This window comes from Klebsiella pasteurii (genome assembly GCF_018139045.1).
In the GTDB taxonomy this organism is placed as follows: Bacteria; Pseudomonadota; Gammaproteobacteria; order Enterobacterales; family Enterobacteriaceae; genus Klebsiella; species Klebsiella grimontii.
This window is the reverse complement of sequence record NZ_CP073236.1, coordinates 4,195,659-4,209,533: the sequence shown is the minus strand read 5'-3', so window position 1 is coordinate 4,209,533 and position 13,875 is coordinate 4,195,659. Positions and strand designations below refer to the sequence as shown.

At 56.1% G+C, this 13,875-nt stretch carries 14 protein-coding genes; 4 read left to right on the top strand and 10 right to left on the bottom strand.

Annotation, left to right across the window (positions count from 1 at the left end; translation table 11 throughout):
- The first annotated feature begins 117 nt into the window (after positions 1-117).
- The 3 genes from fadB to KCG39_RS19750 all read left to right on the top strand — a co-directional run bounded on the left by fadB (position 118) and on the right by KCG39_RS19750 (position 3,917).
- Entirely contained in the window at positions 118-2,307 is a 2,190-nt protein-coding gene (gene fadB, locus KCG39_RS19760; RefSeq protein WP_087828770.1) for a fatty acid oxidation complex subunit alpha FadB, read from the top strand.
- Between the two features lie 9 nt (positions 2,308-2,316).
- On the top strand, positions 2,317-3,480 hold the full coding sequence (fadA, locus tag KCG39_RS19755) for an acetyl-CoA C-acyltransferase FadA (protein ID WP_004127553.1): 1,164 nt from the start codon (positions 2,317-2,319) through the stop codon (positions 3,478-3,480).
- A gap of 125 nt (positions 3,481-3,605) precedes the next feature.
- The gene (locus KCG39_RS19750; RefSeq protein WP_004127550.1) at positions 3,606-3,917 is read left to right on the top strand and encodes a hypothetical protein; all 312 of its coding nucleotides are present in this window, start codon (positions 3,606-3,608) and stop codon (positions 3,915-3,917) included.
- Between the two features lie 44 nt (positions 3,918-3,961).
- Here KCG39_RS19750 and fre read toward each other — a convergent pair whose 3' ends face one another.
- Both fre and ubiD read right to left on the bottom strand, forming a co-directional pair.
- The gene (gene fre / locus KCG39_RS19745) at positions 3,962-4,663 is read right to left on the bottom strand and encodes an NAD(P)H-flavin reductase (protein WP_004127546.1); all 702 of its coding nucleotides are present in this window, start codon (positions 4,661-4,663) and stop codon (positions 3,962-3,964) included.
- 54 nt (positions 4,664-4,717) lie between these two features.
- Complete coding sequence (ubiD, locus tag KCG39_RS19740) at positions 4,718-6,187, bottom strand: 4-hydroxy-3-polyprenylbenzoate decarboxylase (RefSeq protein ID WP_004127544.1); 1,470 nt, start codon at positions 6,185-6,187, stop codon at positions 4,718-4,720.
- 177 nt (positions 6,188-6,364) lie between these two features.
- Here ubiD and rfaH point away from each other — a divergent pair, with 177 nt between their 5' ends.
- Positions 6,365-6,853 (top strand): transcription/translation regulatory transformer protein RfaH, encoded by a 489-nt coding sequence (rfaH, locus tag KCG39_RS19735; protein WP_004097595.1) that lies wholly within the window; start codon positions 6,365-6,367, stop codon positions 6,851-6,853.
- A 6-nt stretch (positions 6,854-6,859) separates the two neighbouring features.
- Here the strand turns inward: rfaH and tatD are convergent, their stop codons facing one another.
- The 8 genes from tatD to rmuC all read right to left on the bottom strand — a co-directional run bounded on the left by tatD (position 6,860) and on the right by rmuC (position 13,863).
- Positions 6,860-7,654: a 3'-5' ssDNA/RNA exonuclease TatD gene (tatD, locus tag KCG39_RS19730; RefSeq protein ID WP_177447649.1), complete on the bottom strand. Its 795-nt coding sequence runs from the start codon at positions 7,652-7,654 to the stop codon at positions 6,860-6,862.
- A 30-nt stretch (positions 7,655-7,684) separates the two neighbouring features.
- Positions 7,685-8,458 carry a Sec-independent protein translocase subunit TatC gene (tatC, locus tag KCG39_RS19725; protein ID WP_004107787.1) on the bottom strand — a complete coding sequence of 258 codons (774 nt, stop codon included), beginning with the start codon at positions 8,456-8,458 and terminating at the stop codon, positions 7,685-7,687.
- Positions 8,459-8,460: 2 nt separating this feature from the next.
- The gene (tatB, locus tag KCG39_RS19720) at positions 8,461-9,000 is read right to left on the bottom strand and encodes a Sec-independent protein translocase protein TatB (protein ID WP_142467943.1); all 540 of its coding nucleotides are present in this window, start codon (positions 8,998-9,000) and stop codon (positions 8,461-8,463) included.
- Between the two features lie 3 nt (positions 9,001-9,003).
- Positions 9,004-9,255 carry a Sec-independent protein translocase subunit TatA gene (gene tatA, locus KCG39_RS19715; protein ID WP_004127537.1) on the bottom strand — a complete coding sequence of 84 codons (252 nt, stop codon included), beginning with the start codon at positions 9,253-9,255 and terminating at the stop codon, positions 9,004-9,006.
- Between the two features lie 77 nt (positions 9,256-9,332).
- Positions 9,333-10,973 (bottom strand): ubiquinone biosynthesis regulatory protein kinase UbiB, encoded by a 1,641-nt coding sequence (gene ubiB, locus KCG39_RS19710; protein ID WP_004127535.1) that lies wholly within the window; start codon positions 10,971-10,973, stop codon positions 9,333-9,335.
- On the bottom strand, positions 10,970-11,575 hold the full coding sequence (ubiJ, locus tag KCG39_RS19705) for a ubiquinone biosynthesis protein UbiJ (protein ID WP_004127533.1): 606 nt from the start codon (positions 11,573-11,575) through the stop codon (positions 10,970-10,972). Before ubiJ ends, ubiB begins: the two co-directional genes overlap by 4 nt.
- A 13-nt stretch (positions 11,576-11,588) precedes the next feature.
- Complete coding sequence (ubiE, locus tag KCG39_RS19700; protein ID WP_004127530.1) at positions 11,589-12,344, bottom strand: bifunctional demethylmenaquinone methyltransferase/2-methoxy-6-polyprenyl-1,4-benzoquinol methylase UbiE; 756 nt, start codon at positions 12,342-12,344, stop codon at positions 11,589-11,591.
- A 70-nt stretch (positions 12,345-12,414) separates the two neighbouring features.
- Positions 12,415-13,863, bottom strand: a complete 1,449-nt coding sequence (rmuC, locus tag KCG39_RS19695) for a DNA recombination protein RmuC (RefSeq protein WP_004127527.1) — start codon at positions 13,861-13,863, stop codon at positions 12,415-12,417.
- Positions 13,864-13,875 lie beyond the last annotated feature (12 nt).

Below are 13,875 nucleotides of genomic sequence, written 5' to 3'. Positions count from 1 at the left end.
CCGGGTGTGATCCGACCAGCATTTATTTAAAGTATTATTTGCAATTTCTTAACATAAAATCCACACTCCGTCTCATCTGGTACGACCAGATCATATTGCTGGATTCAGGAGACTGACATGCTCTACAAAGGCGACACCCTGTACCTCGACTGGCGGGAAGACGGCATTGCCGAACTGGTGTTCGATGCCCCCGGCTCGGTCAACAAGCTCGATACCGCAACCGTAGCCAGCCTCGGTGAAGCGCTGGACGTACTGGAAAAACAAAAAGATCTTAAAGGGCTGCTGCTACGCTCCGAGAAAGCCGCTTTTATCGTCGGCGCGGATATCACCGAATTTCTTTCTCTGTTCCTGGTTCCCGAAGAACAGCTCAGTCAGTGGCTACATTTCGCTAATAGCGTATTTAACCGCCTGGAAGATTTGCCGGTTCCGACCATTTCCGCCGTCAACGGCTATGCGCTGGGCGGCGGCTGCGAATGCGTCCTGGCGACCGATTACCGTCTGGCGACGCCGGACCTGCGTATTGGCCTGCCGGAAACGAAGCTGGGCATCATGCCGGGCTTTGGCGGCTCGGTGCGGATGCCGCGTATGCTTGGCGCGGACAGCGCGCTGGAAATCATTGCCGCGGGTAAAGACGTTGGTGCCGAACAGGCCTTAAAAATCGGCCTCGTCGACGGCGTGGTTAAACATGAAAAACTGATTGAGGGCGCGATAGCCATTCTGCGTCAGGCCATTAACGGCGACCTGGACTGGAAAGCGAAGCGCCAGCCGAAGCTGGAGCCTCTTCACCTGAGTAAAATTGAAGCTGCAATGAGTTTTACCATCGCCAAAGGCATGGTGGCGCAAACCGCCGGGAAACACTACCCGGCCCCGATTACCGCCGTTAAAACCATTGAAGCCGCCGCCCGCTTTGGCCGCGAAGAAGCGCTGAATCTGGAAAACAAAAGTTTCGTCCCGCTGGCGCATACCAACGAGGCGCGTGCACTGGTCGGTATCTTCCTCAACGATCAGTACGTCAAAGCGAAAGCGAAGAAGCTGACTAAAGATATCGACACGCCAAAACACGCGGCCGTGCTGGGCGCGGGAATTATGGGCGGCGGTATTGCATACCAGTCGGCCTGGAAAGGCGTGCCGGTGGTCATGAAGGATATCAACGACAAATCGCTGACGCTTGGCATGACCGAAGCGGCCAAGCTGCTCAATAAACAGCTTGAGCGCGGCAAAATCGATGGGCTCAGGATGGCCGGCGTTATTTCCACTATACAGCCAACCCTGGATTACGCCGGCTTTGAACGCGTTGACGTTGTGGTCGAAGCCGTCGTTGAGAACCCAAAAGTGAAAAAAGCGGTGCTGGCGGAAACCGAAGAGAAGGTACGCCCGGATACCGTGCTAGCCTCGAACACCTCGACCATTCCTATCAGCGAGCTGGCCAGCGTTCTGCAGCGCCCGGAAAACTTCTGCGGCATGCACTTCTTTAACCCGGTGCATCGCATGCCGCTGGTTGAAGTGATCCGCGGCAATAAAACCTCGGATAAGACCATTGCCAAAGTCGTCGCCTGGGCCAGCAAAATGGGCAAAACGCCAATTGTGGTCAACGACTGCCCCGGCTTCTTCGTCAACCGCGTACTGTTCCCCTACTTCGCCGGTTTCAGCCAGCTACTGCGCGATGGCGCGGACTTCCGCAAGGTCGACAAAGTAATGGAAAAACAGTTTGGCTGGCCGATGGGGCCCGCCTATCTGCTGGACGTCGTGGGCATTGATACCGCGCATCACGCGCAGGCGGTCATGGCGACGGGCTTCCCGCAGCGAATGCAGAAAGAGTATCGCGATGCGATCGATGCTCTATTCGACGCTAACCGTTTCGGCCAGAAAAACGGCCTTGGCTTCTGGCGCTACAAAGAAGACAGCAAAGGTAAGCCGAAGAAGGAAGAGGATGCTGCCGTCGATAGCCTGCTGGCGGAAGTCAGCCAGCCGAAGCGCGATTTCAGCGATGAAGAGATTATCGCCCGTATGATGATCCCTATGGTCAACGAAGTGGTGCGCTGTCTCGAAGAGGGCATTATTGCCAGCCCGGCGGAAGCCGATATGGCGCTGGTTTATGGCCTGGGCTTCCCTCCGTTCCACGGCGGCGCGTTCCGCTGGCTCGATACGCTCGGTAGCGCAAAATATCTCGATATGGCGCAGCAGTACCAGCACCTCGGCCCGCTATACGACGTGCCGGAAGGATTGCGCAGCAAAGCGCGTCATAACGAACCGTACTATCCCCCGGTTGAGCCTGCCCGTGCGCCAGGCGACCTGAAAACGGCTTAAGGAGTCACAATGGAACAGGTTGTCATTGTCGATGCAGTTCGTACCCCGATGGGCCGTTCGAAGGGCGGCGCCTTTCGCCACGTACGTGCGGAAGATCTCTCCGCGCACTTGATGCGTAGCCTGCTTTCGCGTAATCCGTCTCTTGAGGCAAGCGCGATCGACGATATTTACTGGGGCTGCGTCCAGCAGACCCTGGAACAGGGCTTCAACATTGCCCGCAACGCGGCACTGCTGGCGGAGATCCCACATTCAGTACCCGCCACCACGGTCAATCGGCTGTGTGGTTCTTCTATGCAGGCACTTCACGACGCAGCGCGTATGATCATGACCGGCGATGCCAGCGTCTGCCTGATTGGCGGCGTAGAGCATATGGGCCACGTCCCGATGAGCCACGGCGTGGATTTCCATCCCGGGCTGAGCCGTAACGTCGCCAAAGCCGCCGGAATGATGGGTCTGACGGCAGAAATGCTGGCGCGCTTGCACGGCATCAGCCGGGAAATGCAGGACCAGTTCGCCGCCCGGTCCCACGCTCGCGCCTGGGCCGCGACGCAGTCCGGCGCATTCAAGACGGAGATTATCCCGACCGGCGGTCACGACGCCGACGGCGTACTGAAGTCTTACCGCTACGATGAAGTTATTCGCCCGGAGACAACGGTAGAAGCACTGGCCGCGCTGAGACCCGCGTTCGATCCGGTCACCGGCACCGTGACGGCCGGAACCTCTTCCGCTCTCTCCGATGGCGCCGCAGCGATGTTATTAATGAGCGAAAGCCGCGCCCGCGAACTGGGCCTGAGGCCTCGCGCTCGCGTGCGCTCGATGGCTGTCGTCGGCTGCGACCCGTCCATCATGGGCTATGGCCCGGTTCCCGCGTCAAAACTGGCGCTGAAAAAGGCCGGGCTCAGCACCAGCGATATCGATGTGTTCGAGATGAACGAAGCTTTTGCCGCCCAGATCCTTCCGTGCATTAAAGATCTGGGGCTAATGGAACAGATAGACGAGAAGATCAACCTCAACGGCGGCGCGATCGCCCTGGGCCATCCGCTCGGCTGTTCCGGCGCACGCATTAGCACCACCTTGATCAACCAGATGGAGCGTAAAGACGCGCAGTTCGGCCTGGCGACGATGTGTATTGGCTTAGGTCAGGGTATCGCGACGGTATTCGAGCGAGTTTAATCGAAGAGTTAATCCCTAAAGAGTTTAGTTGCCGTTCTTCCCGCCTGTCAGGGGCGGGTTTTTTATTTCTACCGATCGGTTATTATCGCCATGTACCTAATGATTATTAAGGATAATGAAGAGTGATGAAAACACTCCCAATCATTTTTCTGCTATCGACGTTCTCTGCCGCAGCGCTCGCCAGCGAACAGGATAGCGCTCAGGCATGTCTCTCCTGGGGAATCAGTAAAATGGCGCAGGATCCTGGCAGCGATCGGCTAAAGCATCTGGTCATCACCGACATTAATACCGAACGTTATGATGAGAAGGTAGGCAGCCAGCATATCGCGACGCAGCTAACCGCCACGCTGAAAAAAGAAGGGAACCCGGTAGGGAAAATGCTCTGTTTGCTGGAAAACGATCGGCCGCTATACGTTTACTTCAGCGATGACCGGTAAAAATAGCACCCAGGCTAAAAGCCCGGATGCTTTCAGAGCAGCTATCAGATAAACGCAAAGGCATCGCCAAACAGGCGATCTTCACGCGCGCCGCGCTCGTTGCAGAACAGGTCACGGGCAATTTTTGCCATCTCGAAACGGCCAGCGATATAGATATCATGCTCGCCCAGCGTACCGTAATCCTGCAGGACCGCTGTAAGCACGGTTCCGGTGCGGCCACGCCACTCGGCTTCAGGCTGCTCAACAACGGGTTCAACGCGCAGGCCCGGATGCCGCAGGCTTAACGCTTCCAGCTCGGCCAGATCGTAGAGATGCTTCGCTTCGCGTCCGCCCCAGTAGATGGCGATATCGCGGTTCGGATTGCGCGCCAGCGCGGTGAGCAGAATCGAACGCACGTAAGAGAAGCCCGTCCCCCCGGCGATCAAAATCAGCGGGCGTTCTTCATCATCGCGCAGCCAGGCTTCGCCATGCGGCATATCGACCTCAATTTCACGCTCTTTCAGAATACGATCCATCACCGCCATCGCATACAGGTTAAGTTCAGATGCACCGATATGCAGCTCGATAAACTCCTGTTCCGACGGCGTAGAAGCCATGGAGAATGGGCGCTTATCGCGTTCGTCCATCACGACCATCAGATACTGACCAGCCCGGAAGGCAAACGCCGCTTCCGGCACTAATCGAACGCGATACACAGTATCGGTAATCGCCTCCACCGAGGTCACTTTACAGCTTAAGGTTGTCATGCGTCCCCTCTGTCGGGTCTATTGTGCAAAACAGCGGCGTAGCCCCGCTTACTGTTATTTGAAGATAGCCAGTTCGTCCCAGATGGCGTCGACGCGCGCCGTCACTTCAGGATCTTTCTTGATAGGACGACCCCACTCGCGCTGGGTCTCTCCAGGCCATTTGTTTGTGGCATCCAGCCCCATTTTTGAACCCAAACCGGAAACCGGTGAGGCAAAATCCAGATAATCAATTGGCGTATTTTCTACCAGTACCGTATCACGCGCCGGGTCCATACGGGTAGTAATCGCCCAAATCACATCATTCCAGTCGCGCGCGTTGACATCGTCATCGCAGACGATAACAAACTTGGTATACATGAACTGACGGAGGAATGACCAGACGCCCATCATGACGCGTTTCGCGTGACCGGCGTACTGCTTCTTCATCGTGACCACCGCCAGGCGATAAGAACAGCCTTCAGGCGGTAAATAGAAATCCACGATTTCAGGAAACTGCTTTTGCAGGATGGGGACGAACACTTCATTCAGCGCAACGCCCAGCACCGCGGGTTCGTCCGGCGGACGCCCGGTGTAGGTCGAATGGTAGATGGCGTCTTCACGCTGAGTAATATGGGTAACGGTAAAGACCGGGAAGTTATCCACTTCATTGTAGTAGCCCGTATGATCGCCATACGGGCCTTCCGGCGCCATCTCTCCGGCCTCAATATATCCTTCCAGCACGATCTCCGCGCTGGCGGGCACTTCCAGTTCGTTAGAGATGCACTTCACGACTTCGGTTTTCGTTCCGCGCAGCAGCCCGGCAAACGCATACTCGGAGAGGGTATCCGGAACCGGGGTCACCGCCCCGAGAATGGTCGCCGGATCGGCACCCAGCGCGACGGATACCGGGAAACGCTCGCCAGGACGCGCTGCGCACCACTCCTGGAAGTCCAGCGCGCCGCCGCGATGCGATAGCCAGCGCATAATCAGCTTGTTCTTACCAATCAGCTGCTGGCGATAAATGCCCAAATTTTGCCGCTCTTTATGCGGACCGCGGGTCACCGTCAGCCCCCAGGTGATCAGCGGCGCGGCATCTTCCGGCCAGCAGGTCATGATCGGGATGCGGGTCAAATCCACCTCATCGCCCTGGAGGATTTTTTGCTGGCACGGGGCCCCGCGCAGCCGCTTAGTCGGCATATTCAGCACCTGCTTGAACTGCGGCAGCTTATCAAACAGGTCGCGGAAGCCTTTTGGTGGCTCCGGCTCTTTCAGAAATGCCAGAAGCTTACCCACTTCCCGCAGCGAACTGACATCCTCCTGCCCCATCCCCAGCGCGACTCGCCGCGGCGTGCCGAAAAGATTACACAGCACCGGCATGGCGTAGCCTGTAGGATTTTCGAATAGCAGGGCCGGACCGCCGGCGCGCAACGTGCGGTCGGCAATTTCGGTGATTTCCAGGTGAGGATCGACCGGCAGGGAGATTCGTTTCAATTCCCCCTGCTGCTCCAGTAATGTCAGAAATTCGCGTAGATCGTGGTATTTCATGGAGTTGTTATTGACCTCTATACAGGCGGCTGATTATACGGCGTTCGCCGGAGCTATGCTGTATTTTTGTTAAATTAGCGTGAAAGACCGCTGAAATTTAGTTTTCACCCGCAATGATTTCGCGATCGTACCGGGCTTTTGTTATGCTTGCTGCTAGTAGCATTGGAAAGAGTCATTATGCAAGCCTGGTATTTACTTTATTGCAAACGTGGGCAACTTGAACGCGCCCAGGAACACCTTGAGCGGCAGGCCGTGAATTGCCTGATGCCAACGATCGAGCTGGAAAAAATCGTCCGCGGTAAACGCACGACGGTCAGCGAGCCACTGTTCCCAAATTATCTGTTTATCGAGTTCGATCCGGAAGTGATTCATACCACCACCATCAGCGCAACGCGCGGTGTGAACAGCTTTGTGCGTTTCGGCGCGCTGCCCGCCATCGTGCCGTCTGCCGTCATTCATCAGCTTTCCATCTACAAACCGGAAGGGATCACCGATCCGGAAACGCCGCACGAAGGCGATAGCGTGCTGATTACCGATGGCGCCTTTGAGGGTCTGCAGGCTATTTTTACCGAACCGGACGGTGAAGCCCGTTCAATGCTGCTGCTGAATTTACTTAACAAGCAGGTGCTACAGAGCGTTAAAAACACTGATTTTTATAAAATCTGACGGCGTCTAAAAGCGCACGCCAAAGAGTCTTCTGACGTTAGCATCGGTAATCTCTTCCAGCCACTGCGCCTCTTCCCCACGCCATCCCGCGATGCTGGTCAGAATATGCGGCAGGTAGGCGGGCTCATTACGGCGGGAAGAGGGTTTTGGCCGCATATCGCGGGGCAACAAATAGGGCGCATCAGACTCAACCAGCAGGCGATCTGCCGGAATATCGGCCAGCAAGGATCGCAGATCCAGCCCCCGACGCTCATCGCATACCCAGCCGGTGATACCAATAAATAAACCGTGCTCAAGGCATTCGCGCATCTCTTCACGGCTACCCGTAAAGCAATGCACAACGGCCCCCGGGAGCTTATCAAGCCAGGGAACCAGCAGGGCCAGAAAGCGCTCGTGCGCATCGCGACAGTGCAGAAATACCGGCATCGACAGCTCCGCTGCCAGCGCCAGCTGGGCGCTAAACGCCGCTTCTTGCTCCTGAGGCGCCGAAAAGTTGCGGTTGAAGTCGAGGCCGCATTCGCCAACCGCAACGACTTCCGGCTCGCGAGCCAGCGCATAGACCGCAGCCGCTACCGATTCCGTCCAGCAGCGACTATCGTGGGGATGAACGCCGGCCGTTGACCAGCATCCCGAATAACGGCGCGCCATCTGTTGCGCCTGCGCGCTTTCATGTAGGTTGGTTCCCGTCAACAGCATCCCGGTGACACCCGCCTCCCGAGCCCGGGAAACCACCTCATCGCGATCGCGGGAAAACTGCGAACTGGTCAGGTTTACGCCGATATCAAACATCATCGCTCCCATATGGCAACCGCCCTGGCGGGCGGTTGAGCGTTATTCTTCTTTACCCTGCGCCTCTTCGGCAGCGGCATCCTCGTCACGCGTAAGGCGTTTACCGGTGTAGAACCGCGCGAAGAAGACCCCAACCTCAAACAGACAGTACATCGGAATCGCCAGCAGAGTTTGCGAAAACACGTCCGGCGGAGTCAGCAGCATCCCCACAACGAATGCGCCAACCAGGACATAGGGACGTTTCTTACGCAGGTCTTCCGGCGTGGTGACGCCCATCCAGCACAGCAGCACGATGGCCACCGGAACCTCGAACGAGACGCCAAACGCGATAAACAGCGCCATCACAAAGTCGAGATAGCTGCGAATATCGGTAGAGACCTGTACGCCTTCAGGCGCCGCGTGGGTCAGAAAACCAAACGCCAGCGGGAAAACGACGAAGTAGGCGAAAGCCATACCGATATAGAACAGCAGCGTACTGGAGACCAGCAGCGGCATAACCAACCGACGCTCATGCTTATACAGCGCTGGCGCCACAAAGGCCCAGACCTGATACAGAATGACCGGTACCGATAAAATTATCGATACCATAAAGGTCAGCTTGATCGGCGTGAAGAAAGGCGAGGCCACATCCGTCGCGATCATGGTCGCGCCAACCGGCATCTGCCGAATAAGCGGCGCGGAAACCAGCTGATAGATATCGTTGGCGAAATAGACTAACGCCAGGAAAATGACCAGAATCGCAAGAATGCTGTTGATCAAGCGCTTGCGCAGCTCGATCAGATGCGTAATTAGCGGTTGAGTATCGTCTACGCCCATTTTTACTGTTTATCACTCGGTACAGGGGAGGAGGAATCGGAAGCCGCCACGGCAGTTTTTACTTTCACTACCGGGATTTCACTCTGCGAAGCGGGAAGCTCTTCAGCCACGGGGTCAGGCGCATGCTCCGGCGCACTGACCTGGTGTTCAGCCGTCGCCGGCGTCACGTCCTTGCGCTGCTCTTCACTCCCTTTAACGACTGGGTTGTGAATGGTGTTGGCTTCGTCGCTGGCTTTTTCAGGATCGTGGGCGGAGTAGGATCGCTTCATAGATTCAGCCGCTTCACGCAGCTCATCCATTGAAGCTTTTAGCTCGGGCGTCAGGTTGTCCAGGCTGGCCTTTTCCACCTTTTTAAGGCTTTCCTGAAACTCCTGCAGTTTTAATTCCTGCGTTATTTCATTTTGTACGGTAGCCGCAAGCGACCGCAGCGTGCGGATCCAGCTAACCACCGTCTTTACCGCTACCGGCAGTCGCTGCGGCCCCAAAACGATGAGGCCAATCACGAATACCAGCAGCAGCTCACTAAAACCGATATCGAACACGAATTACACCTGCTCTTTGTCGTGGCGTTTAGTCTCGTCTTTCTTTACATCATCCGGTTTATCAGCAAGGGTTTTCGCCGCAAAATCGGCATCGGGTGCGGATTTTTCCGGTTTATCTTCGTCGCTCATGGCCTTTTTAAAGCCTTTGATCGACGCCCCTAGATCTGAACCGAGCGAGCTCAGCTTTTTTGTCCCAAAAAGCAGAACCACGATGACGACAACAATGAGTAACTGCCAAATACTGATACCACCCATACACATTCCCCTATGACAGATGATGAATTATTAGGACGCATTATACACATTATGCGCAGTGATAAAGGCGGCCGCCGTCAGTTCGTCTTTCGCCAGCCGATAAGCCAGGTTACGACGCCAGCGGCCATCAGCCAGCCGGGCATCATGCCCCACTCGGGACGATGAATGAATAGCAGCGTACCACTCAGTAATAAAACCGCGCCTATACCAAACAGATAGCGGGATTGACCCTGGCGCACGTGCCGCACCTGGATGTCGCGCACGATGGTATCGACGCTATTCTGCAGCTGCTTGCTTTGCTGCAGGCTCTGGTACACCAGTTCCGGTATTTCCGGCATTCTTTCGATCCAGAACGGCGCTTTTTCTTTAAACGCCCGAACCAGAGCTGGAATGCCCACCTGATCTTTGATCCATGACTCAAGGAACGGTTTCGCCGTTTTCCACAAGTCTAACTGAGGATAGAGCTGGCGACCTACACCTTCTACGTAAAGTAATGTCTTCTGCAGCAGAACCAGCTGCGGCTGCACTTCCATATTGAAACGTCGCGCCGTATTAAACAGGTTCAACAACACGTGGCCAAACGAGATTTCCGCCAGCGGTTTTTCAAAAATAGGCTCGCAGACGGTACGAATAGCAAACTCGAACTCTTCAACGTTGGTATCCGCGGGAACCCAGCCGGAATCAACGTGCAGCTCCGCAACTTTGCGGTAATCCCGATTAAAGAAGGCAATGAAGTTCTCCGCCAGATAGCGCTTATCTTCTTTGTTCAGCGAACCGACGATACCGCAGTCAATACCAATATACTGCGGATCTTCCGGATGATTACGGCTGACAAAAATATTGCCCGGATGCATGTCAGCATGGAAGAAGCTGTCGCGGAAAACCTGGGTAAAGAAGACCTGCACGCCACGCTCGGCCAGCAGCTTCATGTTAGTCCCCTGCGCTTCCAACGCGGCGACGTCGGACACCGGGATCCCGTAAATCCGCTCCATCACCATCATGCCTTCGCTGCAGTAGTCCGAATAAACTTCCGGGACATAAAGCATTGGGCTCTCGTCGAAGTTGCGGCGAAGCTGGATAGCGTTCGCCGATTCACGCAGCAGGTTGAGCTCATCCAACAGCGTTTTTTCGTATTCGCGAACCACTTCCTGCGGGCGAAGGCGACGGCCGTCCGGTAACAGACGCGGCACCCAGCGGGCAAGACGGTAGATGAGCTTCATATCCGCTTTAATAACCGGAACGATATCCGGGCGGATCACCTTAATGACCACCTCTTTGCCGTTCTCTTTCAGACGCGCGGTATGCACCTGGGCAATAGAAGCGGAAGCGAGCGGTTCAATCGAGAAGTCATCAAACCAGGCTTCTACCGGCAGGCCGCCCATGGCTTGCTCAATCTGCTTTTTGGCCTGCAGACCGTCAAAAGGCGCGACGCGATCCTGCAGCATGGCCAACTGATCGGCAATGTGCGGCGGAAACAGGTCGCGACGGGTCGAGAGCATCTGGCCAAACTTGATCCACACTGGCCCCAGTTCCTGTAATGCGAGACGCAGTCGCTCGCCAAGAGGACGATCTTTGTGGCGATTGGGCATCCAGAAGAGCATCCGCCTCCAGATTCGCAGCGGCAGCGTGATACGCATTTTGGGAATGAGCTCATCCAGCCCGTAGCTCAAAAAGGTGTGGACGATAAAATACAGGCGCCGTATTTCTCCTGGCGTCATTTGCCCTCCAGCGTTTCCAGCCGTTTTTCCAGCGCGGCCAGGGTTCGTTCCACCGCAGCGGTTTCCTCTGCAAACCAGGCCAGCTCCAGCGGCCCAGGCGCCAGACGCCACTCTTCGGTAATCACTTCCGCGACATAGCGCTGCTGGCGCTGAGCGCCATGCAGAAGAAAACGAGCGCCGCCGCGTAATACTTTACTGAAGCCTTCCGCAACAACATCACCGGTATACGGGGCGAGCAGTTCAGCCGGATCGAACTCCGCCAGATCGCAGAGCGTGACGGTATTTTGCACCACCTGCAGATCGCCCTCTACTTCGAGATCGCCGCTACGAATCAGCGCGGTAAGCTGCTGACGATTGCGCAGCTGCGGAAGCACGCTCAGGCGGGTACGCACGGTGCAGTCAGCCTCGCCTTCCCATGCGCCCAGCACGTCTACCTGACGCTCGCTAAAAACCAGCACCACAGGTGCGGAAAGCTCTTGCAGCTCGACGCGCAGCACTTTCCCCAGCAGACGCTGGCGGGCGGGTTTCAGCGCCCGATCGCGCCAGAGGAAAGCATTGAGGACCGTCTCAAGACCGGCGGTAACCAGTGGTTTGAAAGGCATATCGTCTCTCCTGTCAGAACTTATAACCGCGGTGTAGCGCAACGATACCTGCCGTGAGGTTGTAGTAGTCGACGCTTTCAAACCCTGCGTCCTGCATCATGCCTTTCAGCGTCTCCTGATCGGGGTGCATTCGAATAGATTCAGCAAGATAACGATAGCTTTCGGCATCTTTAGCAACCAGCTCACCCACGCGCGGCAGAATATGGAAGGAATAAGCGTCGTAGGCTTTGCTGAGCGGCTCAATAATCGGTTTCGAGAATTCCAGCACCAGCAGACGACCGCCCGGTTTTAGCACGCGATACATGGAGCGCAGCGCTTTTTCTTTATCGGTCACATTTCGCAGGCCGAAGGAAATCGTAATACAATCAAAGGTATTGTCCGCAAAAGGCAGCGCTTCAGCGTTTGCCTGGACGTATTCCACGTTGCCGACGATGCCGATGTTGCGCAGCTTCTCACGGCCCATTTTCAGCATTGAGTCGTTGATATCCGCTAGCATCACGCGGCCGGTTTCTCCCACCAGACGAGAGAATTTCGCCGTCAGATCGCCGGTACCACCCGCCAGATCCAATACGGTTTGCCCGCGGCGGACGCCGCTGCAGTCGATGGTGAAACGCTTCCACAAACGATGAATACCGAACGACATCAGGTCGTTCATGACGTCATATTTTGCGGCCACAGAATGAAATACATGCGCCACCATGTCAGCTTTCTGCTCTTTGGCGACAGTCTGAAAGCCAAAATGCGTCGTTTCTTGTGAATCCTCAACCATCTCAATGCCTGCTTACTTATCAAGAAAATGTTCGTTGAGTGTAACAGGTTTAGCGCACTTCCCATACGCTTCAACGCGGCTGAGGGCGGTTATCATATGCGGCGGCAGCGGCCGTATCGGAAGAAAAATTGTTATCTTCCTGAACGTTACCGTCATCTGTAAGGAAGTATTCCTCATCCTGTGTGATTGCCTGTTCGACTAAGTCAGGATTAATCCCACGTTTAACCTCCACGCCCAGCTCGCGAAATGATTCCGCCTGCACCAGCAGGTTGCCTCGCCCGGAAGCGAGCTTTTTCATCGCCTGGCGGTAGTTATCCTGGGCTTTATCCAGGCTCTGGCCGATAGCGGACATATCGTCAACAAATAGGCGCATTTTGTCGTACAGCCGCCCCGCTCTTTCGGCAATTTTCTGCGCGTTACGGCTCTGATGCTCATAGCGCCAGAGATTGGCGATAGTCCGCAGCGCCACCAGCAGCGTGGTCGGGCTCACCAGCATAATGTTGTTTTTCAGCGCTTCGCTAATGAGTTCCGGCTGGCGATCGATCGCCAGCAGGAAGGCTGGCTCCACCGGGATAAACATCAGAACGTAGTCGAGCGAGCGCAATCCCGGCAGTTGCTGGTAGTCTTTACGCCCCAGCAGGCGCATATGGTTGCGTACGGAAGCGATATGCTCCTGCAGCGCCGCTTCACGGGTGTAATCATCTTCGGCATTGAAATAGCGTTCGTAGGCCACCAGGGTCATCTTGGCATCGATAACCACGTCTTTCCCCTGCGGCAAACGGACAATCACATCGGGCTGCATCCGCGAGCGGTTGTCCGTTTCGATGCTCACCTGGGTCTGATATTCATGACCCTCCCGCAGCCCGGACGCTTCCAGCACGCGGGTCAATACCACCTCGCCCCAGTTGCCCTGGGTTTTGTTATCGCCCTTAAGCGCGCGAGTCAGGTTCAGCGCCTCTTGGGCCATTTGCGCATTAAGCTGCTGGAGATTACGGATTTCATGAGCCAGGGTGTGGCGCTCCCGCGCTTCCTGGCCAAAGCTATCCTGCACCTGACGGCGAAAACCATCCAGCTGCTCGCGAAGCGGCGTCAGCAGGCCGTGCAGGCTCTGGCGATTCTGCTCATCCACCCGTCGGTTGCTGTGCTCAAAGATGCGGTTCGCCAGATTCTCAAACTGCTCGCTAAGCCGCTGCTCGCTGTTGACCATCTGGCGGATTTTATCTTCGGCATGCAGCTGAGTGGATTCAAGGCGGGTTGTCACTTCACGGAGATCGGCCTCCAGCGAGGCGTTGATATCGCGCAGGCTGCGCAGCTCGTTATTGAGCAGCTCGCACTCTTCTCGCCAGTGGGACTCCTGCACCAGCTGCTGGCGGGCCGCGCTCAGTTCAATATCCAGCTCGCGCCGCTCTTCAATAAGATCGGCGCGAATTTGATCGGCGTGCGCTTTCGTCGCCAGCCAGCCAACAATCAGGCCCACGGCTAGCGCCGCAACGGCACTCATAATAATCGAAATATCCACAACGCCCCCTGC